Source organism: Bradyrhizobium sp. BTAi1 (assembly GCF_000015165.1).
GTDB lineage: Bacteria > Pseudomonadota > Alphaproteobacteria > Rhizobiales > Xanthobacteraceae > Bradyrhizobium > Bradyrhizobium denitrificans.
The window spans coordinates 976,947-997,003 of record NC_009485.1; the positions used below are offsets into that span (position 1 = coordinate 976,947).

The following is a 20,057-nucleotide window of genomic DNA, read 5'->3' on the forward strand; positions in this document are numbered from 1 at the left end:
CGGTTCGGCAAGCCCGGCTACGACCTTCGTCTAGCCCTGCAGCGCCGTTTGGACACGCTGCGCGACACAGCGCATGGATCCGTGCCAGAAAATGGCCGGTACCACAGTGGCTCCTGATCTGGATCAATTCATGACGGCTTGAACTGTCGCTTTGTCCCGGACAATAGTCGGGAATAAACACAGATCTTGGGGAAACGTCATGAGCGCTGCGAGCCGCTATTACGAGGTCCATGCCAGGTCGGTGCGGGACCCGGAGGGATTCTGGGCCGAGGCCGCCCGCGCGATCGACTGGATCGAGCCGGCCAAAAAGATCTTCGATCCCTCGAGCGGCGCCTATGGCCGCTGGTTTGCCGGCGCCGTCGTCAACACCTGCTATAACGCGCTCGATCGCCACGTCGCCGCCGGTCGCGGCGAGCAGTTGGCGCTGATCCATGATTCGCCGCTCACCAACTCTGTCACCCGGCTCACTTATGCCGAGATGCTGAAGGAGGTGCAGACGCTGGCTGCGATCATGCAGGATTTCGGGGTGGCCAAGGGCGATCGCGTCATCCTCTATATGCCGATGGTGCCGGAGGCGATGGTCGCGATGCTCGCTTGCGCGCGCATCGGCGCGGTGCATTCGGTGGTGTTCGGCGGCTTCGCGGCGAAGGAGCTTGCGACCCGCATCGATGACGCCACCCCGAAGCTCGTGTTGTCGGCGAGTTGCGGCATCGAGCCGGGCCGCATCGTGCAGTACAAGCCGCTGCTCGACCAGGCGATCGAGCTTGCGGACAAGCGGCCGCAGGCCTGCATCATCCTGCAGCGGCCCGAGCATGTCTGCGAGCTCAAGCCCGGCCGCGATTATGATTGGGCGGCGCTGCGCAAATCCGCGCTTGCCAATGGCAAGCTCGCGCCTTGCGTGCCCGTGCTCGCGACCGATCCCCTCTACATTCTGTACACGTCCGGCACGACCGGCAAGCCGAAAGGCGTGGTGCGCGACAATGGCGGGCACCTGGTCGCGTTGAAATGGTCGATGGAGAATCTCTACGGCATCAAGCCGGGCGAGGTGTGGTGGTGCGGCTCCGACATCGGCTGGGTGGTCGGCCACAGCTACATCATCTACGGCCCGCTGATCCATGGCGCGACCTCGGTGATGTATGAGGGCAAGCCGGTCGGCACGCCCGATGCCGGCGCATTCTGGCGCGTCATCAGCGACCACAAGGCGGTCGCGCTGTTCACCGCGCCCACGGCCTTCCGAGCCATCCGCAAGGAGGATCCCGAAGGCACCTTGCTGCGCAAATACGATCTGTCGCAGTTCCGCACGCTGTTTCTGGCCGGCGAGCGCGCCGACCCGCCGACGGTGGAATGGGCCGAGCAGCAGCTCAAAGTGCCGGTGATCGATCATTGGTGGCAGACCGAGACCGGCTGGTGCATCGCCGGTAATCCGGTCGGCCTTGGCCTGCTGCCGGTCAAGCACGGCTCGCCGACCGTGCCGATGCCGGGCTATCAGGTTGACATCGTCGACGAGGCGGCGAAGCCCGTGCCCGCCAACACCATGGGCTCGATCGTGATCAAGCTGCCGATGCCGCCGGGCTGCCTGCCGACGCTGTGGCAGCAGGAGGATCGCTTCAAGGAGTCCTATCTCAGCGAGTTCCCCGGCTACTACAAGACCTCCGACGCCGGCTACAAGGACGAGGACGGCTATGTCTTCGTCATGGGCCGGACCGACGACATCATCAATGTCGCCGGCCACCGGCTTTCGACCGGCGGCATGGAGGAGATCCTGGCCTCGCATCCCGATGTCGCCGAATGCGCCGTGCTCGGCATCAAGGACGCGATCAAGGGCGAGGTGCCCTGCGGCTTCATCGTGCTCAAGGCCGGCGTCTCGCGCAGCCCGTCGCAGATCGAAAAGGAGATCGTGGCGCTGGTGCGCGACAAGCTCGGCCCGGTCGCGGCGTTCAAGCTCGCGATCACCGTCGGCCGGCTGCCGAAGACGCGCTCCGGCAAGATCCTGCGCGGCACGATCAAGAAGATCGCCGACGGCGAGCAATGGAGCATGCCGGCCACGATCGAGGATCCCAAGGTGCTCGAGGAGATCGGAGAGGCGCTGAAGAGCCGGGTCTAGCGTCGTTCTTTGCGGCCCATCGAGACGCCCGCCTCCGGCGGGCTCCTGAGGGTGAGGAACAAAGTCGTACCCAGAACATGAACCATGCGATGCTGTGTCGGCGCGCCGGCCATGGCCGGAAACGCCGCATGCGGCGATGCTCTGGTATGGCCTGGCGTAGGATGCGCCTCGACATACGCGCCCCCGGACTTGACCCGGGCGTCCATTGTCGTCAAGCAACGGCTTCGCCTGATTGACGAGAATGGAACGTTCGATGCGACAGACCTCTGCCCGTTTGGCCCTAGTGTTGATGGCCGCGCTGGCGCTTGCCGGCTGTGCCGCCCGCAATCAGGGGGCTGCGGTGGCGCTCGGCAATGACGACGACGATGCGGTCTGCCAGGCCGGCGGCAAGGTTGCGCCCGGCTCGGCCGAATATGTCGCCTGCCGCAAGGACCGCGACGTGCAGCGGCAGCGGGCCGAGGCGCGCGCCGATCGCCGGCAGCGCGATCTCGGCGAATACATGCTGAATCATCCCGACCGGCGCTGAGCGTGACTGCAAGCGCCTCTCATGGCGCGTGACATCGGTGCAACAGTCGTGCGACTTCGGCGCTGCAACCGCACCGATTGATCGAGATCAAATCCAATCGAATGTCATCCCGCCACATCTGTGGCCACAACGCGCGGTTTTGAGCGCGCAAGTGTAGCTCAAGCGTGGCTATGGGGACCTCGATGAACAGAACATTCAAATTTTCGTCGTCGCTGCTGGTGCTGGCGGCGGTCTGCGGAGCGATGGGCTCGGCGCAAGCAGCGGACCTGCAGGCGGCGCCGGTCTACACCAAGGCGCCGGTGGTCGAGGCCTGGAATCCCTGGATGATCCGCGTCCGCGCCCTCGGCGTGCTGCCGGACGCGGGCGGCTCCACCGTGAACGTCACCGGCGTGCCAGCGCTGTCGTCGCCGAATTCCGGCCTGAAGATCTCCAACCAGGTCGTGCCGGAACTCGACATCAGCTACTTCTTCACCAAGAACATCGCGGCCGAGCTGATCCTCGGCGTCACCCGTCATTCGATCAGCGGCACCGGCACGCTGGACGGACTGAATATCGGCAAGGCCTGGCTGCTGCCGCCGACGCTCACGCTGCAATACCACTTCACCGATTTCGGTGCCTTCAAGCCCTATATCGGCGCCGGCGTGAACTACACGGTGTTCTTCAACCAGAGCGCTTCGAACCAGGTGTTCAATGGTCTTGCAGTGACCAACCTGCATATCTCGAACCAATGGGGCGCAGCTGTCCAGTTCGGCTTCGACTACATGCTCGACAAGCATTGGGGCCTGAACGTCGACGTCAAGAAGCTGTGGCTGCAGCCGAACTACTCGGCCACCGTCAACGGCGCCATTCCGATCACTGGCCGCGCCAACATCGATCCCTGGCTGGTCGGCGCCGGCGTCACCTACAAGTTCTGATTTGTCGCGTTCCTCCCAAGACTGCCATGGCGCCGGCATTCCCGGCGCCATTTTTTTGGAGGAATTGCGCACGCGGTGCCGGGACTCCTCCGCGTGATGTCCGAAACGGGCAGGCGGCCCGTTCGGGGGGCTCATTGAATTCGGTGGTTATGGATCCCGGATCTGCGCCCACCGCCGCTGCGGGTCGATGGGCTTGTCCGGGACGACACCGGGGATCGTCCCGCGCACCGGTGTCCGGATCGAGATCGAGAGCAGATCGAGCCGGGGACGGTGGGCGGCCGTCCTACTCCTCGTCTTCGTCGGGCTTCTTGCCGCCGATGGTCTTGAGCTTGGCGAACACGGCGTCGACGTTGAGATCGTCCTGATCGCGGCCCTCCGGCTCGTATTCGTCCTTGCGGGTGGTTTCGGAGGCCGGCAGCAGGGTGGCGCCGCTGTAATTGGCGTCGAGCGGCCGTTCCTTGGCGGCGCGCTGCACTTCGAAGTCGAGCTCGATCTGCGAGCACAGGCCGAGCGTCACCGGGTCCATCGGCGTCAGGGTCTGCGCATTCCAATGGGTGCGGTCACGCACGCTGGCGATGGTGGTCTTGGTGGTGCCGACCAGCCGCATGATCTGCGCATCCTTGAGCTCGGGATGGTTCCGCACCAGCCAGAGGATCGCGCTCGGGCGCTCATGGCGGCGCGACACCGGGGTGTAGCGTGGCCCCTTGCGCTTGGGCTGCGGCGGCAGCACGACCTTGCTTTCCTGCAATCTCAGACGGTAATTCGGGTCACGCTCGCCCTTTTCGATCTCTTCGCGGGTAAGCTGGCCGGTCGAGATCGGGTCCATGCCCTTGATGCCCTGGGCCGCGTCGCCGTCGGCGATCGCGCGCACCTCCAGCGGGTGCATCTTGGTAAAATCGGCGACCTGGTCGAAGGTCAAAGCGGTATTGTCGACCAGCCACACGGCAGTTGCCTTCGGCATCAGCGGGGCGTTGCTCATGGCAAATCTCCTTTGTGCTCCGCCCCGGCCCTGGAGGCGAAACCTGCGGTCATCGGCGATGACGGGAATTGGCCCTATATAAGCCGTCCGGGGGGCGGCGCGCAATGGCCTGACGAAAACGGCCTTGACAGCGCTCGAAAGCAGTCCCAAGTCCTACCCAAACAAGTTCTAGCGCAAAGCCGTGACGTCTCGGCCGCCCCGCCTGTCGGCCCTGGGGTGATCCGGTCGCCGCTCAAGCCGCACAGATCAGGCCCGAAGATCAGCCCATGGCAGCCAAACCAGACCTCAAAATCGTGCTTTGCTCGCCGCGCGGCTTCTGCGCCGGCGTCGTGCGCGCCATCGACACCGTGGAGCGGGCGCTCGCCATCTATGGCGCCCCGGTCTATGTCCGCCACGAGATCGTGCACAATAAATACGTCGTCGACAGCCTGAAGACCAAGGGCGCCATTTTCGTCGAGGAACTGGCCGAGATCCCCGACAATACCAATGCACCGGTGGTATTTTCGGCCCATGGCGTGCCGAAATCGGTTCCGGCCGAGGCCCAGGCGCGCAATTTCTTTTCCCTGGACGCGACCTGCCCGCTGGTGACCAAGGTCCACCGCGAGGCGGCGATCCACTTCAAGCGCGGCCGCGAGATCCTGCTGATCGGCCATTCGCACCATCCGGAGGTGGTCGGGACCGTCGGCCAGCTGCCGCCCGGGGCCGTGACCCTGATCGAGACCGCCGAGGACGCCGCGACCTTCACCCCGAAGGACCCGAACAACCTCGCTTTTGTCACCCAGACCACGCTGTCGATCGACGACACGGCCGACATCGTGTCGGTGCTCAAGGGGCGTTTCCCGAACATCTCGGGCCCGCACAAGGAAGACATCTGCTACGCCACCACCAACCGCCAGCTGGCGGTCAAGAAGGTGGCCCCGGTGGTCGACGCCCTGATCGTGGTCGGCGCGCCGAACTCGTCGAACTCGCAGCGCCTGCGCGAGGTCGCCGAGCGCGAGGGCTGCCCGATTGCGGTGCTGGCCCAGCGCGCCTCCGATATCGACTGGGCGCGCTTCGAAGGCATCAAGAGCCTCGGCATCACCGCCGGCGCCTCGGCGCCCGAGGTGATCGTCGAAGAGATCATGGGCGCCTTCGCAGAGCGCTACGTGCTCCATGTCGAGACGGTCTCGGCGGCGGAAGAGAACGAATTCTTCCCGCTGCCGCGCTCGCTGCGGCCGGAAGCGGCGGCCGAATAGGCGCGTTGCGGGCGGTCGTTGTTTTCCGTCCGCGGCGCGGCGCATCGGTCTTGAACGCGGCGCGTGCATGCGCGATGAAGGGCGCAACGGGCCTCCCTGGTCTCGAAGTTCGCATCGGGGGAGGCGGGTGCGGGCGAACTTCGACAATCAGGATAGGGTATGGCGGTCTATACCGACGTCGCCGCCGACGAGCTCGCGGACTTTCTCAAGACCTACGACATCGGCGAACTGCTCTCCTACAAGGGCATCGCCGAAGGCGTCGAGAACTCGAACTTCCTGCTCCACACCACCAAGGGCTATTTCATCCTCACGCTCTATGAAAAGCGCGTGGCGGTGGACGATCTGCCGTACTTCCTGGGGCTGATGGCGCATCTGGCGGAGCGCGGCGTCAGCTGTCCGCAGCCGGCGCGCAACCGCGACGGCGCCGTCTACTCGACGCTGTCCGGCCGGCCGGCGGCGATCATCAACTTCCTCGAAGGCCTATGGCCGCGCAAGCCGAACGTCGCGCATTGCGCCGGCGTCGGCACGGCGCTGGCGCGGATGCATCTGGCGGGACGCGACTTCCCGCTGGTACGCAAGAATCCGCTCTCGGTGTCGGGATGGATGTCGCTGTTCGCCCAGGCCGCCGACCGCGCCGACACCGTGCAGGCCGGCCTGTCCGCGCTGCTGTCGGCCGAGCTCGACGTGCTCGCGCGCAGCTGGCCGACGGATCTGCCGGAGGGCGTCATCCATGCCGATTTGTTTCCGGACAACGTGTTCTTCCTCGGCGACCAGCTCTCGGGCCTGATCGACTTCCCATTCTCCTGCAACGACATCCTCGCCTATGACGTCGCGATCTGCCTGAACGCGTGGTGCTTCGAGGCCGATCATTCGCTCAACGTCACCAAGGCCCGCGCCTTCTTCCATGCCTATGGACGCGAGCGGCCGCTGTCGCAGGCCGAGCTCGCGGCGCTGCCGCTGCTGGCGCGCGGCGCCGCGATCCGCTTCCTGCTGACGCGGCTGGTGGACTGGCTCAACGTGCCGGCGGGCGCGCTGGTGAAGCCGAAGGATCCGCTCGAATATGTCCGCAAGCTGCGCTTCCACCAGGCGGTGACGAGCGTGCGCGATTACGGCCTGGACGGCTCGGGAGCGACGGCATGAGCGAGCTTCCCACCGTCAGCATCTACACCGACGGCGCCTGCTCGGGAAATCCCGGGCCCGGCGGCTGGGGCGCGATCCTGCGCTTTGGCGACAAGGAAAAAGAGCTCAAGGGCGGCGAGCCGCACACCACCAACAACCGCATGGAGCTGATGGCCGCGATCTCGGCGCTCGAGGCGCTGAAGAAGTCATGTCAGGTCGAGCTCTACACCGACAGCCAGTATGTGCGGCAGGGCATTACCGGCTGGATCCACGGCTGGAAACGCAACGGCTGGAAGACCGCCGACAAGAAGCCGGTCAAGAACGCCGAGCTGTGGCAGCGGCTCGATGCCGCGCTGAAGCCGCACAAGGTCAACTGGCACTGGGTCAAGGGCCACGCCGGCCACGCCGAGAACGAGCGCGCCGATCAATTGGCCCGCGACGGCGTGGCGATGGCCAGGCTGCAGAAGAACGTGCGCGGCTGATTGTTAGTTGGGCGGCGCTATCGGCTCACAGCAGCTCATTGCGACACGCCCATCAGTCATCGCGACAAGCCCAACTGTCATCGCCCGGCTTGACCGGGCGATCCAGTAGTCACTGACAGTCGTGTTCAACCGAAACGCTGCGGCGTACAGGATTCCCCGCCTCCGCGGGGAATGACCGTGGTTGGAGGGGCGGCTCGCCCCCCAGTCTGATAGCCGTGCTCTTACAGCTGCCCGAGCAGCGTGTCGCCGCCGGAGACCTCGACCTTGCCGGGGGCGGCTTCGAGGTTGAGCTTGGTGACCACGCCGTCCTCGACCAGCATCGAATAGCGCTTGGAGCGAATGCCGAGCCCGTGGCCGGAGGCGTCGAGCTCCATGCCGATCGCCTTGGTGAAGTCGGCATTGCCGTCGGCCAGGAACACGGCCTCGTCGCGCTGGTCGGTGTCGCGCTTCCAGGCATTCATCACGAAGGCGTCGTTGACCGAGATGATCGCGATGGTGTCGACGCCCTTGCCCTTCAGGGCATAGGCGTTGAGGAAGATGCTGGGCAGATGCATCTTGTGGCAGGTGCCGGTATAGGCGCCGGGCACCGCGAACAGCGCGACCTTCTTGCCCTTGAAGATGTCGTCGGTGGTTTTGACCTGCGGGCCTTCCTCGGTCATGACGCGGAACTGGGCCTGTGGCAGCTTTTCGCCTACCTGAATGGTCATTTGAGTAACTCCTTCCCCTGGATGTGGCTTGTGACGCGTCTGGAGACGTGTCTTGCGCTTGGCGCGCTACACTATTCGGCGGGCCAGAAACGGCAACGGCCCGCCCCGATCACGTATCCGTCATCGCACAGCCGCCGGCCCGGCGCTACGGCTTCACGCCGCCGCCGCCGGATTCTTCTTTTCGTCACGCAGCTCGCGGCGCAGGATCTTGCCGACATTGGTCTTCGGCAGCTCCGTCCTGAACTCGATCTGCTTCGGCACCTTGTAGTTCGTCAATTGCGCGTGGCAATGCTTGACGATGTCCTCGGCCGTGAGGGCGGGGTCCTTCTTGACGACGAACGCCTTGACGACCTCTCCAGTCTTTTCGTCGGGCAGGCCGATCACCGCGGTCTCGAGCACGCCCGGATGGGTCGCGATCACTTCCTCGACCTCGTTCGGATAGACGTTGAAGCCGGAGACCAGGATCATGTCCTTCTTGCGATCGACGATCTTGATCGAGCCGTCCGCGGCCATGATACCGATGTCGCCGGTGCGGAAGAAGCCGTCCGCCGTCATCACCTTGGCGGTTTCATCAGGACGATTCCAATAGCCGGCCATCACCTGCGGACCCTTCGCACAGATCTCGCCGGCCTGTCCCAGCGGCACCTCGTTGCCGTCGTCGTCACGGATCGAGAGCCAGGTCGAGGGCAGCGGCAGGCCGATCGTGCCGGTGAACTCGGTCGAGGTCGGCAGGTTGCAGGTCAGGACCGGCGCGGTCTCCGACAGGCCGTAGCCTTCGGCGATGCTGCAGCCCGTCACCTGCTTCCACTGCTCGGCCACCGGACGCTGCACGGCCATGCCGCCGCCATTGGAGACCTTGAGCTTGGAGAAGTCGAGCTTCCGGAAGTCAGGGTGATGCAGCAGGCCGTTATAGAGCGTGTTGACGGCCGGGAAATTGTTGACCTGATACTTCATCAGCTCCTTGATGAAGCTGGGAATGTCGCGCGGATTGGGGATCAGGAGATTGGCGCCGCCGGCGCGCACCGCGAGCAGGAAGCAGCAGGTCAGCGCAAAGATGTGATAGAGCGGCAGCGCGCAGACGATCAGCAGCTGATCGACATGCGGTGGCCGCTCCATCACCGGCTGCAGCCAGGCGTCGTTTTGCAGCACGTTGGCGACCACGTTGCGGTGAAGCAATGTGGCGCCCTTCGAGACGCCGGTGGTGCCGCCGGTATATTGCAGGAAGGCGACGTCGTCGGGACCGATCACGGGCTTCTGAAACCGCTTGCTGCGGCCGGCGGCGAGCGCATCGTTGAACGGCACCGCGCCGGGCAGCGAAAAGGCCGGCACCATCTTCTTCAGCCGGCGGACGACGAGATTGACGATCACGCCCTTGAAGCCGAGCAGGTCGCCCATGCTGGCGATGATGATGTGCTTGACCTTTGTCTGGCCGACCACCTGCTGCACCGTGTGGGCGAAATTCTCCAGCACGATGATCGCCTCGGCGCCGGAGTCCTTGAGCTGATGCTCGAGCTCGCGCGGCGTATACAGCGGGTTGACATTGACGACGGCATAGCCGGCCCGCAGCACGCCTGAGATCGCGATCGGATATTGCAGCACGTTGGGCATCATCAGCGCGACCCGCGCGCCCTTGGCAAGTCCGAGCCCCTGCAGATAGGCGCCCATTGCCACCGACATGTCGTCGAGCTCGCGATAGCTGATCGCCTTGTCCATGCAGATGAAGGCGCGGCGGTCGGCGAATGTCTTGAAGCTCTCTTCCAGCAGTTCGACCAGCGACTGGTATTTGCTGGGATCGATATCGGCGGGAACGCCGGCCGGGTAGTGCTTGAGCCAGATGCGCTCCATGAACCTTCCTCTCTGATCGTCTCTTATGGTCGCTTGATGTTGGTCGCGTGATGCGTCCGCGCCCCGGTCGCGCCGGGGCATTTGGCGGCCAATATCTAATCTCCGGCCGGGCAAGGCAAGCCGGCCGAAGTATCGACGAAAGAGGCAGAGAGCGGGGCTATCGTGGCCGGGGCCAAGGCCGGCTGTGCCCCGCGCGCGATCAGCCGTCCTTTGGCGCCGGCTTGCCGTCGCTCTTCGGCTTGGCGGCGGCCTTGGGCTTCGCCGGCTTGGATGCCGCCTCCGAGGCAGGCTTTTCCGCCGTTTTTGCGCCGGACTCGTGCTTGGACGCGGCGTGGTGTGCGGCTGCCGGCTTGGCGTCGGACACTTTTGCATCCCGCTTCGCTCCGGCTTTCGCTCCCGTATCACCCTTGGAATCCGATTTGGAATCGGCCCTGGCGGCGGTCCGGGTCGCGGACTTCGCCTCCTTCCCGGCGGCGACATGCGCCTTCTTGCCGCGGCGCTTGGGCGGGGTCTGAGCGTCGGCATCGGCCGCGACGGCTGCGATCAGGGCCGCGCCGGTACGCGTCGGTCCGGTATAGACCACAACCGGTTCGGACGGGGCAGGGGCCGCGGCCAGGATCTCCGACGGCTTCAGCGCGGGGGCCTGCAGCCCGGCCAGCAGAGTCCCGCCCGTGGTCTCGCCCTCGCCGCCGGCCACCGTCTCCTCGTCGTCATCGCTTGCGGGCCGGTGCCGCTTGCCGCCGCACATGTCGTCGCGCAGATTGGGCGGGGTGGCATCGACCGGCACCAGCTGCTCGACATTGCCGAGCGGCGCCTTCAGCCAGCCGAGCTGGTTGCCGTTGAAGCCGCGGTCGAGCATCTGGATGGCGCGCACGCCGCGCATCTGCCCCGACGAGGCGCCGAGCACGACGGCGATCAGGCGCTTGCCGTTGCGGGTGGCCGACGCGACCAGATTGTAGCCGGAGGCGCAGATGAAGCCGGTCTTGAAGCCGTCGGCGCCCGGATAGCGGCCGATCAGCCGGTTGAAGTTCTGCACCACGCGACGGCCGTAGCGGATCGACGGGATGTGCACGAAATATTCGTATTCCGGGAGATCGCGGATGATGGCGCGGGCGAGGATCGCGAGGTCGCGGGCCGAGGTGATCTGGCCATCGGCCGGCAGGCCGTTCGGATTGACGTAGCTCGTCTGCGTCATGCCGAGTTTCTGCGCGGTCTCGTTCATCATCGCCGAGAAGCCGTCGATCGAGCCGCCGACGCCCTCCGCCAGCACCACCGCCATGTCGTTGGCGGACTTCACCAGCATCATCTTCAGCGCGTTGTCGACGGTAAGCTGCGTGCCCGGCCGGTATCCCATCTTCGACGGCGATTGCGCTGCTGCGGTGGGCGATACCGTCACCAGCGTGTCGAGCGAGAGCTTGCCCTCCTTCACCGCCTTCAGCGTCACATAGGCTGTCATCAGCTTGGTGACGGAAGCCGGATACCACGGATAGGTCGCGTTCTGCGCCTCCAGCACCTTGCCGGTATCGGCTTCGACGAGCAGCAGCGCCTCTGCGTTGGCCAAGCGAGGCGCAACTACGAGAGCGGCGGCGAGAGCGATGATCTTGATCGGCGCGTAGCGGAACAACAGGCGAAGCGTCTGCACTGGTCTGGTCCGGTCCTTTGAGAACCCGCCTCGCGCTGCGAGGTGGGCAAACGGGCTTTCGGGTTTCAAGCGTGTCCGGCGCCGCTTCGGTCGCGGCAGGTCGCGAACCTATACCGGCTCGACGCTCCAGAACAGAGGCGAGCCATTCAATTCCACGATGAAAGCGTCCCGCGATCAGGCCTTGACGGTGGGGCCGTCGCTCGCACTCGCACCAAGCGCGGAGCGTGCGCTTTCTTGCACCATGAATTGGGCCTTGGCGAGTTCCGCGAAGTGACCGCCCTGGGCGACGAGTTCATCGAACGTTCCGCTTTCGATCACGCGTCCGTTCTCGAACACCAGGATTCGCGTCGCCTTGCGAATGGTCGAAAGCCGGTGCGCGATGACGAAAGTGGTGCGGTCCTTCATCACCTCGTCGAGCGCCGCGTTGAGCTTGGCCTCGGTCACGGCATCGAGCGCCGAGGTCGCCTCGTCGAGAATCAGGATGGGCGGATCCTTCAACAGCGCACGCGCAATCGACAGCCGCTGGCGCTCGCCGCCCGAGAGCATGCGGCCACGCTCGCCGGCATTGGTATCGAAGCCCTGCTCGGCGCGGTCGATGAAGTCGAGCGCCTGGGCGCGGGCGGCCGCGCTGCGCAGCTCCTCGTCCGTCGCGTCGGGCTTGCCGACCAGCAGGTTTTCGCGGATCGAGCGGTTGAACAGCAGCGCCTCCTGGAACACGACGCCGATGTTCCGGCGCAATGCCGCCAGCTTGAGGCCACGCACATCCATGCCGTCGATCTTGATGAAGCCGGATTGCGGATCGAAGGCGCGATGCAGCAGCGCGATCGCGGTCGATTTGCCGGCGCCTGTCGGGCCGACCAGCGCGATGGTCTGGCCGGGCAGCGCGGTGAAGGTGAGGTCCTCGACCGCCGGGCGCTTGCCGTCATAGGAGAACGAGACGTCGTTGAACTCGACAAGGCCCGACAGGCGACCGACATCGATCGCGTCCGGACGGTCACGCACCGCCGGCACAGCGTCGAGCACGGTGAAGAATTCCGCCAGCCGCGGCGCCTCCATGAACACGTTGTTGATGAATGACACGACCTGCTCCAGCTTCTGGATCAGCATGGTCGCGAACGACACGAACATCACGATTTCGCCCACCGAGCTCAGCCCGGCCTGATGCAGCGCGATGCCGAGCGTGAAGATCGCGAGCACGGTGATGGTGGTGGAGGCACGGGTGATCACCGTCACCAGCGCCCACCAGCCGAGCACGGGCATCTGCACCGACAGCAATTGTCCGGCGACGCTGCGCAGGCCCTGCACCTCGGCGTCGATGCGCACGAAGCTCTGCACCAGCGCGACATTGCCGAGCGCGTCGGAGGCGCGGGCCGACAGGTTGCTGTAGTGCTCCTCGACCTCGCTCTGCATGCCATAGGTCTTGCGCACGACCAGCGTCGTCAGCACCGTGAAGACGACGCAGAGCACGAACAGCAGGATCGCGAGCCGCCAGTTGAGATACAATGACAGCGGCAGCAGCACGATCACCGACATGATCGCGGCAAAATGCTCGCGGAAGAACGACAGCCATAGATGCCATAGCGCGTCGGTGCCGTTGATCATGACCTTCATCAGCCGCCCCGAATGCGTGCCCGAGTGGAAGGTCAGCGGCAGCTGCAGGATGTGCTCGAAATAGCTCGTCAGCACGGCGTGGCGCTGGCGATGGGCGAGCCGGTCAGCCTGCAGCGCGACCCAGGCGCTGGCGAGAATCGTGAACAGGCCGAAGCCGGCCCAGGCTGCGAGCAGCGGCCATGCGGTGGTGGTGGAGGCGCTGCCCGACAGCGAATCGACAATGCGTCCGAACAGCACCGGTTCGGCGAACTGCGCCACCGCGAGCGCGAGGTTGGCGACCGCCAGAAACCAGCCGAGCCTCGCCTCCTTGCCAAGCAGGTGGAGCACGCGGGCGTAGATGCGGAGCAGGGACATGGGCGGAGCGCTTCGTGAGCAGAGGTGGAATCACCGCCGGCCGGCGGCGCGCGATGTTAGCAAGGGATCGGCAATCGCGGCGAGCGCTCAATTGACCAGGCGGCTGTCGGTGGGCGGCAGGAAGCGGTCGTCGAAGATCTCGCCCGGCAGCGGGCGCTTGTGAAATTTGCCGTCCTCGGCAAGCTGGTCGAGGGCGCGCTCGAACCTGGCGGGGTCGATGCCGCCGATGCCGTCGCGGCGCACGTCGGATGTCAGCACATTGTCGGCGAGCACGGCCTGCAGCCGTTCGAGCTCGAGGTCTTGCGAGCCATCCTCCATGCGGCTCACCACGTCAGCGGCTGCAGCCGCAGGGTCCTTGATCGCGAGTTGGAGACCTTCGGTCAGCGCCCGCAGCATGCCTTTCACGGCCTCCGGCTGCCTTGCTGCAAAGCCGGGATTGACGATCACCGCGTGGCCATAGGCCTCGCACCCATAGTCTGCGAAGCGCAGCACCGCGAGATCGGCGGCGGGCACGCCGCGGTCGCGCAGATTGATCGCCGACAGATACGAGAAGCCGCTGACGGCATCGACCTGGCCCGCGGACAGGATCGGCTCGCGCACCGCGGCGCCGACCCGCGACAGCTTCACGCTGTCGGGCTTGAGATGGTTGTGCCGCGCGACCGCCGGCCAGAGCCGGATCGAGAGGTCGCCCTCGGCGACACCGATCGTCTTGCCCTCGATATCGCTGAGCCCGTTGATGCCCCGGCTCTTGCGCGCGATCAGCGCATAGGGCGCCTTGTTGAACAGCACGAAGACGGCTTTGACCGTCTGGCTGCCGGCGCCGTCGCGATAGCGGATCAGTTCGTTGATGTCGGCAAGCGCCATGTCGGCGTCGCCTGACGCCACGCGCGCAATCGCGTCGGGCGAGCCTTTGGCCGTGGTCATCGTCAGCGCCACGCCCACGGTGCTGAACAGCCCGCGGCTTGCCGCAAGGACCAGCGGCGCCATGCTGCCATCGAGCGGACGATCCAGCGCGAACATGACGGCGACCGCCCGCTTGGGCTCCTCGGCCGCGGCGTACTGCTGTGACAGCCATGCAGGGACAAACGCCGTGACAAGCGCGAGGGTAAGCAGGAAAGCGGGTCGTCGCATACGCATCAGCTCACGCCGGTATTCGCAGGCCGCACCGGACTGTCTCGCCGGTATTCACGTCGCTTCGCCGGACTGCTGATGTGTCAATTTCGTGACGTGTCGCTCCGGCCGGCGGCGCCTGATCATGTCGGATCGAATCTGAACGGTCCATGAGCAAGCCCTGCGGCGTTTTGCGGCTTCGACTCATGGTTTCGAGAGGGGAACTGTGGACCCACATAATGAGTTGGTTTGCGAGATTTCGATCGCACGGAGAATCCACATGATCGCACAGCGCGGAAATGTTTCACGCTTCGGCCGTGCTACCGTCCTGGCGACGGTGGCGGCGGTCACTTTGACGGCCGTTCAGCCGACGCTCGCCTTCGCCGGATCGGCGCCGGGCGAGAAGGGCGTCGTCGCCAAGACCGCCAGCGACGGCGGGCTGACCGATATCAGCGCGCGCCGGCGGCATTATCGTGGCAATGGCGGCGCAGCTGCCGCTGCGGCCTTCGCCGGCATCGTCGGCACGGGTCTGGCGATCGCCGCGGCCCAGAACCGCCGCTCCTATTACGAGGACCACTATTATTACGGCCGCCCGGCCTATTACGGCTACCAGCCGGGTTATCAGTATTACGGCGGCGGCCCCTATTACGGTGGCTATGGTGGCGGCTATTATCATCACCCCCATTGGTGATGTCGGATCGATTGATGCGATCCGCCGGCTCTGGCCGGCGGATTTTTTCATGCTCGTGGCAAACGTTAATATACGGGCCATCGATTTTAACTAGTGTGGCGCGATGACTGATTCGATCGACCGGCTCTATCGCGCTGTGCTGGCGGCCAGGGATCTGGATCCGGCGCGCTCGCGCACGGCCAAGCTGATGCAGCAGGGCACCGGCAAAATGGCCAAGAAGCTCGCGGAGGAGGCCATCGAGGTCGCGATCGATGCAGTCGGCGGCGACGCCCAGGCCGTGGTGCGGGAAAGCGCCGACCTGATCTACAATCTGACGGTGCTGTGGGCCGAACTCGACGTCCGGCCGGAGGATGTCTGGGCAGAGATGGAGCGGCGTGAACGGCTGCTCGGGATCGCCGAGAAGCTGCCGAAATCGCCGGTGAAGGTTGCCAGGACGGCGCCGGGACGGGTGCCGGAGCGACCGATCGTCGCGGTGGAAGGCCGGACGATCCGCAAGCGGCATTAGAGCCAGTCCGCAAGAGGCGGTCCGAGGCGCGGATCGGATCATCACATCGGCCATAGACAAAAGCTGCCCGGTTTGCTTCATCGCGGACCATGCTCAGACGTATCTATGATTGGTGTATCGACGCCGCGCACAAGCCGCATGCCCTCTGGATCATGGCTGCGGTCGCCTTCGCCGAAAGCTCGTTCTTTCCGGTACCGCCGGATGTGATGCTGATTCCGATGTCGCTGGCCAAGCCGCAGCGCGCCTGGCTGTTCGCCGGCGTCTGCACCGCGGCCTCGGTGGCGGGCGGTTTGGTCGGCTACGCCATCGGCGCACTCCTCTACGATTCGCTCGGCCAGTGGCTGATCCATCTCTACGGCCTCGGCGACAAGGTCGAGACCTTCCGTGCCTCTTATGCCGAATGGGGCGCGGTCATCATCCTGCTGAAGGGGCTGACGCCGATCCCCTACAAGCTCGTCACGATCACGTCAGGCTTCGCGGGCTATAACCTGTTCCTGTTTGTGTTGTTCTCGATCGTGGCGCGTGGCGGCCGCTTCTTCATCGCTGCGATCCTGCTGAACCGCTATGGCGAATGGATCAGGGTGCACATCGAGAAGCATCTCGGCCTGTGGGTGGCGCTCGGCGCGGCCGTGCTGGTCGCGGGCTTTGTCGTCGCGATCAAACTGATCTGATGCGATCGGGGCCGCTCGCCGCCGCCACGCTGCTGCTTGGTGTTGTGCTGCCGGGCATCGCGCTTTCGGCCCTGGCCTGGACTCCGTCGGCTTTGGCTCAGTCAGCTTTGGCTCAGTCGGCGCCTGCAGCCGGTTTGCGCGAGCCGCCTCCGCCGTCGCCAACGCCCTCAGCCGAGCCCGCGCCGCCGCCGTCCAACCCCGGCCTGGTCGAAGAGCTCGGCAAGCTGTTCGACAAGATGTCGATCATTCCGCTCAAGCCCTCGGCGGATGCGCCCGTCACGCCACCCGCCTCGGCGAGCGATCAGGTCGGCGCTCCCGGCGATCAGGCTGCGCCGCCGGCGCCGCAGGCGGTCCCGAACGGCGACGCTGGCACGGCAGGCGTCCTGAAAGAGACCGGCGATGCGCTGTCACGGCTCGCCAAGCCCTCGAGCATGGTCTCGGGCCGGGCGGCCTGTCCGATGGCCGCCAACGGCACGCCGGATTGCAAGCTCGGCGCCGACCGGCTCTGCCAAAGCAAGGGCCACAAGGAAGGCAAGAGTCTCAACACCGATTCCGCAGAGACCTGCTCGGCCAAGGTGCTGATCCCCGGCCGGCAGCGCAAGCCGGGCGACTGCCGAACCGATACGTTCGTCACCTCGGCGTTGTGCCAATAGACCTCAGCGCGCCGTCTCGCGGTCTGTCAGCGCCTCAACGCAAGACCCCCCACGGGCTTTTCCGGTCCCTCTGCGAGCGAATTGCCATCACGGCATGATGTCGGGCATGCTCGCCATCACGAGCGTCTCCGTATTTCACAACGAGGAATTCCCATCCATGTCCATGCCCGCCTTGTTCAAGGGGCGCCTGTCGATCCCCGTGATCGGCTCGCCATTGTTCATCATCTCCGTGCCCGACCTGGTGATCGCGCAGTGCAAGGCCGGCGTGGTCGGGTCATTCCCTGCGCTGAACGCGCGGCCGGCGGCGCTGCTCGACGAATGGCTGGCGCGCATCACCGAGGAGCTCGCCGCCTATGACCGCGCGCATCCGGAACGTCCCTCGGCGCCGTTCGCGGTCAATCAGATCGTGCACCGCTCCAACAACCGGCTCGAGCAGGATCTGGCGCTGTGCGAGAAGTACAAGGTGCCGATGATGATCACCTCGCTCGGCGCGCGCGAGGAGCTCAATCAGGCGGCGCATCGCTGGGGCGGCATCGTCTTCCACGATGTGATCAACCAGACCTTCGCCCACAAGGCGATCGAGAAGGGCGCCGACGGCCTGATCCTGGTCGCGGCCGGCGCCGGCGGCCATGCCGGCACCATCTCGCCGTTCGCCTTCGTCGCGGAGACGCGCAGCTGGTTCGATGGACCGATCGCGTTGTCCGGTGCGATTGCCAATGGCCGCGCCATCCGCGCCGCGCGTGTGCTGGGCGCCGACTTCGCCTATATCGGCTCCGCCTTCATCGCCACCAAGGAAGCGAACGCGGTGGAAGGCTACAAGCAGATGATCACCAGTTCGGGCGCCGACGATATCGTCTATTCGAACCTGTTCACCGGCGTGCATGGCAACTACCTGAAGCCGTCGATCGTCGCCGCCGGGCTTGATCCCGACAATCTGCCGACCTCGGACCCGTCGAAGATGAGCTTCGGCACCGATGCCTCGGGCGAGCGCGCCAAGCCGAAGGCCTGGAAGGAGATCTGGGGCTCGGGCCAGGGCATCGGCGCCATCAAGGACGTCCTCCCGGCCGCCGAGCTGATCGCCCGTTTCAAGAAGGAATATGACGAGGCGATCGACCCGCCGCTCTAAGTTGGTAGAATGAAAAAGGCGCGGCAACCTCGGTTGCCGCGCCTTGTCTCGAAGATCCGTCCGAGCCGACGGCTATTCCAGCTCGATCGCCTGGAACTTGCCGCGGTCGTCGAGCGCCGTGCCCCAGATCTTGTGCGAGGCCTGGTGTTCGGCGCGGCCGAAGCCAAGCTTGGCGCCGAGGCCCAGATCGATGTTCTGCAGGTTCTCCAGCGTGTCGATCAGCGCCTCGGTGTCGAGCTGCGGACCGACCTTGCGCAGCGCCTGGATCAGCACGTTGGCGGCGACATAGCCCTCGAACGAGACGTAGGACGGCGCTTCGCCCGGGAAGTACTTCTCCAGCGCGCCCTTGTACTCGAGCACGGCGCTGGAATAGCCGCCCACTGCGGGCACCACCTGGGTGACGATGACGCCGCTGGCGTAGCGCGGACCGAGCAGCATCAGCTCGTCGGACAGCTCGGTCGACCCCACGAACGACACGTTGGTGTAGATCATGTTCGGGTACAGATCGCGCGTCTTCTCGATGAACTTCGCGGCAGCCCGGTAGGTCGCGACCATCACGATCGCCTTGGGCGGGTTCTTCATCGCGCGGAGCTGGTTGACGGCCTCGTCGACGTCGACCGTGTTGCGCTTGTAGTTGAAGCGCACGATCGAGGTGTCGGCCAGGCCGAGCGAGCGGAACGCCTTGGCGACGCCGGAGAAGCCCGCATCACCATAGGAGTCCTGCTGCGCAAACACCGCGATGTCGCGCGGCTGCAGGCGGCGCAGTTTCACGAGATAACGGACGACGGTGTCGGTCTCTTCCGCGTAGCTGGCGCGGTAGTTGAACACGTAACGATCCGGCGGATCGTTGCGCAGGATGTTGGCGCCCGTGAACGCACCGTAGAACAGAACCCGGCGCTGCAGCGCGTAGGGCATCGCGACGGCAGAGGTCGGCGTGCCGACATTGCCGATGAAGCCGAACACCTTGTCCTTTTCGTAGAGTTGCTTCATCGCGTCCAGGGTCCGCGAGGGCTCATAGCCGTCATCGGCCGAATACAGCCGCAGCGAGCGGCCGGCGACTCCACCCGTGTCGTTGGCGCGGTTGAAGGCGGCCTCGATGCCCATCTTCATCTGGCGGCCGAGCTCCTTGGCCGCACCCGAGAATGGCGCAGCGATGCCGAAGCGGATCTCGTTGGCGGTGACGCCCTGAACGTTGCTGGTCGACGCCGGAGGCAGGGTCGTCGTCGGCGCAGTCGCGGCGACGGCTGCAGACGGAGCGATCACCCCGGCGAGGCTGGTGGCGGTCTGGCTCGGCGCGGTCTGCCCGAGCGAGCGCTCAAGCTCGGCGAGTTGACGACCGGCGGCATTGCAGTCGGTCTGAGCTGCTCCCACGCGGTTGCGGCCATCCGCGACATAGCCGTTGAACACGCGAGTGAGTTCGTCCCGATCCGAGCCGCCCGTCGAGGCCTCGCGGATCACCTCGCGAAACTTGTCGACAATGGCCTGAACGCGGCCTTGGTCGATCGCCTGACAGGCGGATGCTGCTCCCACGATCGGCCCGACCCGGCTCGCAAGATTACGCACCACATCCGCATTGGTGCCCGCCGCGCTGGCGGGCGTTGCGAGCAATGCCGCAACCAAGAACACGCTAGAACGAAAGCTCATTGCCACTATCCCACTATGGACCCCATCCAGGTCTTTCGCCTGGTGAATTTGACGCTTTGTCTACGACGGAGGAGACTATGACCGCCACCATGCACAGACTAGCCTTTCCCAATAGCATGACCATTTCGGTAACCCGGCA

18 protein-coding genes are annotated in these 20,057 nt (G+C 65.4%); 11 read left to right on the forward strand and 7 right to left on the reverse strand.

Translation table 11 applies throughout. The annotated features are described in order from the left end of the window. Positions 1 to 199 precede the first annotated feature (199 nt). From BBTA_RS04450 to BBTA_RS04460, 3 genes are all read left to right on the forward strand, one after another. Positions 200 to 2,104, forward strand: a complete 1,905-nt coding sequence (locus BBTA_RS04450) for a propionyl-CoA synthetase (RefSeq protein WP_012041247.1) — start codon at positions 200 to 202, stop codon at positions 2,102 to 2,104. A gap of 253 nt (positions 2,105 to 2,357) precedes the next feature. Then, on the forward strand, positions 2,358 to 2,630 hold the full coding sequence (locus BBTA_RS04455) for a hypothetical protein (protein ID WP_041751219.1): 273 nt from the start codon (positions 2,358 to 2,360) through the stop codon (positions 2,628 to 2,630). A gap of 182 nt (positions 2,631 to 2,812) precedes the next feature. Further along, positions 2,813 to 3,544, forward strand: coding sequence for an OmpW family protein (locus BBTA_RS04460; protein ID WP_012041250.1), 732 nt, complete (start codon positions 2,813 to 2,815; stop codon positions 3,542 to 3,544). A 283-nt stretch (positions 3,545 to 3,827) separates the two neighbouring features. Here BBTA_RS04460 and BBTA_RS04465 read toward each other — a convergent pair whose 3' ends face one another. Further along, positions 3,828 to 4,523, reverse strand: a complete 696-nt coding sequence (locus BBTA_RS04465) for a DUF1013 domain-containing protein (RefSeq protein WP_012041251.1) — start codon at positions 4,521 to 4,523, stop codon at positions 3,828 to 3,830. Positions 4,524 to 4,789: 266 nt separating this feature from the next. Between BBTA_RS04465 and ispH the strand changes: the two genes are divergently transcribed. From ispH to rnhA, 3 genes are all read left to right on the forward strand, one after another. Beyond that, complete coding sequence (gene ispH, locus BBTA_RS04470; protein WP_041750323.1) at positions 4,790 to 5,758, forward strand: 4-hydroxy-3-methylbut-2-enyl diphosphate reductase; 969 nt, start codon at positions 4,790 to 4,792, stop codon at positions 5,756 to 5,758. 159 nt (positions 5,759 to 5,917) lie between these two features. Further along, positions 5,918 to 6,898 carry a homoserine kinase gene (locus BBTA_RS04475; RefSeq protein ID WP_012041253.1) on the forward strand — a complete coding sequence of 327 codons (981 nt, stop codon included), beginning with the start codon at positions 5,918 to 5,920 and terminating at the stop codon, positions 6,896 to 6,898. Beyond that, positions 6,895 to 7,359 (forward strand): ribonuclease HI, encoded by a 465-nt coding sequence (rnhA, locus tag BBTA_RS04480; RefSeq protein ID WP_012041254.1) that lies wholly within the window; start codon positions 6,895 to 6,897, stop codon positions 7,357 to 7,359. Before BBTA_RS04475 ends, rnhA begins: the two co-directional genes overlap by 4 nt. A gap of 221 nt (positions 7,360 to 7,580) precedes the next feature. Here the strand turns inward: rnhA and BBTA_RS04485 are convergent, their stop codons facing one another. The 5 genes from BBTA_RS04485 to BBTA_RS04505 form a co-directional block, all read right to left on the reverse strand. Further along, a complete protein-coding gene (locus BBTA_RS04485) occupies positions 7,581 to 8,066 on the reverse strand; it encodes a peroxiredoxin (protein WP_041750324.1) in 486 nt (161 codons plus the stop codon). 153 nt (positions 8,067 to 8,219) lie between these two features. After that, a complete protein-coding gene (locus BBTA_RS04490; protein ID WP_012041256.1) occupies positions 8,220 to 9,911 on the reverse strand; it encodes a long-chain fatty acid--CoA ligase in 1,692 nt (563 codons plus the stop codon). A 199-nt stretch (positions 9,912 to 10,110) separates the two neighbouring features. Beyond that, positions 10,111 to 11,553: a D-alanyl-D-alanine carboxypeptidase family protein gene (locus BBTA_RS04495; RefSeq protein WP_012041257.1), complete on the reverse strand. Its 1,443-nt coding sequence runs from the start codon at positions 11,551 to 11,553 to the stop codon at positions 10,111 to 10,113. 174 nt (positions 11,554 to 11,727) lie between these two features. Then, entirely contained in the window at positions 11,728 to 13,518 is a 1,791-nt protein-coding gene (locus BBTA_RS04500; RefSeq protein ID WP_012041258.1) for a glucan ABC transporter ATP-binding protein/ permease, read from the reverse strand. Between the two features lie 87 nt (positions 13,519 to 13,605). Further along, on the reverse strand, positions 13,606 to 14,655 hold the full coding sequence (locus tag BBTA_RS04505) for an ABC transporter substrate-binding protein (protein ID WP_012041259.1): 1,050 nt from the start codon (positions 14,653 to 14,655) through the stop codon (positions 13,606 to 13,608). A 253-nt stretch (positions 14,656 to 14,908) separates the two neighbouring features. Between BBTA_RS04505 and BBTA_RS04510 the strand changes: the two genes are divergently transcribed. The 5 genes from BBTA_RS04510 (at position 14,909) to BBTA_RS04530 (ending at position 18,274) form a co-directional block, all read left to right on the forward strand. Continuing rightward, a complete protein-coding gene (locus BBTA_RS04510) occupies positions 14,909 to 15,319 on the forward strand; it encodes a hypothetical protein (RefSeq protein ID WP_012041260.1) in 411 nt (136 codons plus the stop codon). A 103-nt stretch (positions 15,320 to 15,422) separates the two neighbouring features. After that, positions 15,423 to 15,824, forward strand: coding sequence for a phosphoribosyl-ATP diphosphatase (gene hisE, locus BBTA_RS04515; protein WP_012041261.1), 402 nt, complete (start codon positions 15,423 to 15,425; stop codon positions 15,822 to 15,824). A gap of 89 nt (positions 15,825 to 15,913) precedes the next feature. Further along, a complete protein-coding gene (locus BBTA_RS04520) occupies positions 15,914 to 16,495 on the forward strand; it encodes a YqaA family protein (RefSeq protein WP_012041262.1) in 582 nt (193 codons plus the stop codon). Next, entirely contained in the window at positions 16,495 to 17,148 is a 654-nt protein-coding gene (locus BBTA_RS04525; protein WP_012041263.1) for a hypothetical protein, read from the forward strand. The genes BBTA_RS04520 and BBTA_RS04525 overlap by 1 nt, the downstream gene beginning before the upstream one ends. Before the next feature lie 157 nt (positions 17,149 to 17,305). Then, the gene (locus BBTA_RS04530; protein ID WP_012041264.1) at positions 17,306 to 18,274 is read left to right on the forward strand and encodes a nitronate monooxygenase family protein; all 969 of its coding nucleotides are present in this window, start codon (positions 17,306 to 17,308) and stop codon (positions 18,272 to 18,274) included. Positions 18,275 to 18,346: 72 nt separating this feature from the next. On the opposite strand, the gene BBTA_RS04535 is transcribed toward BBTA_RS04530, so the two are convergent. Further along, positions 18,347 to 19,918, reverse strand: coding sequence for an ABC transporter substrate-binding protein (locus BBTA_RS04535; protein ID WP_244424328.1), 1,572 nt, complete (start codon positions 19,916 to 19,918; stop codon positions 18,347 to 18,349). Positions 19,919 to 20,057: the final 139 nt, after the last annotated feature.

Bases quoted from the DNA above. Each gene is read 5' to 3' on its own strand.
- BBTA_RS04450 (WP_012041247.1), top strand. From the start codon at position 200: ATGAGCGCTGCGAGCCGCTATTACGAGGTCCATGCCAGGTCGGTGCGG.
- BBTA_RS04455 (WP_041751219.1), top strand. From the start codon at position 2,358: ATGCGACAGACCTCTGCCCGTTTGGCCCTAGTGTTGATGGCCGCGCTG.
- BBTA_RS04460 (WP_012041250.1), top strand. From the start codon at position 2,813: ATGAACAGAACATTCAAATTTTCGTCGTCGCTGCTGGTGCTGGCGGCG.
- BBTA_RS04465 (WP_012041251.1), bottom strand. From the start codon at position 4,523: ATGAGCAACGCCCCGCTGATGCCGAAGGCAACTGCCGTGTGGCTGGTC.
- ispH (WP_041750323.1), top strand. From the start codon at position 4,790: ATGGCAGCCAAACCAGACCTCAAAATCGTGCTTTGCTCGCCGCGCGGC.
- BBTA_RS04475 (WP_012041253.1), top strand. From the start codon at position 5,918: ATGGCGGTCTATACCGACGTCGCCGCCGACGAGCTCGCGGACTTTCTC.
- rnhA (WP_012041254.1), top strand. From the start codon at position 6,895: ATGAGCGAGCTTCCCACCGTCAGCATCTACACCGACGGCGCCTGCTCG.
- BBTA_RS04485 (WP_041750324.1), bottom strand. From the start codon at position 8,066: ATGACCATTCAGGTAGGCGAAAAGCTGCCACAGGCCCAGTTCCGCGTC.
- BBTA_RS04490 (WP_012041256.1), bottom strand. From the start codon at position 9,911: ATGGAGCGCATCTGGCTCAAGCACTACCCGGCCGGCGTTCCCGCCGAT.
- BBTA_RS04500 (WP_012041258.1), bottom strand. From the start codon at position 13,518: ATGTCCCTGCTCCGCATCTACGCCCGCGTGCTCCACCTGCTTGGCAAG.
- BBTA_RS04505 (WP_012041259.1), bottom strand. From the start codon at position 14,655: ATGCGTATGCGACGACCCGCTTTCCTGCTTACCCTCGCGCTTGTCACG.
- BBTA_RS04510 (WP_012041260.1), top strand. From the start codon at position 14,909: ATGATCGCACAGCGCGGAAATGTTTCACGCTTCGGCCGTGCTACCGTC.
- hisE (WP_012041261.1), top strand. From the start codon at position 15,423: ATGACTGATTCGATCGACCGGCTCTATCGCGCTGTGCTGGCGGCCAGG.
- BBTA_RS04520 (WP_012041262.1), top strand. From the start codon at position 15,914: ATGCTCAGACGTATCTATGATTGGTGTATCGACGCCGCGCACAAGCCG.
- BBTA_RS04525 (WP_012041263.1), top strand. From the start codon at position 16,495: ATGCGATCGGGGCCGCTCGCCGCCGCCACGCTGCTGCTTGGTGTTGTG.
- BBTA_RS04530 (WP_012041264.1), top strand. From the start codon at position 17,306: ATGTCCATGCCCGCCTTGTTCAAGGGGCGCCTGTCGATCCCCGTGATC.
- BBTA_RS04535 (WP_244424328.1), bottom strand. From the start codon at position 19,918: ATGAGCTTTCGTTCTAGCGTGTTCTTGGTTGCGGCATTGCTCGCAACG.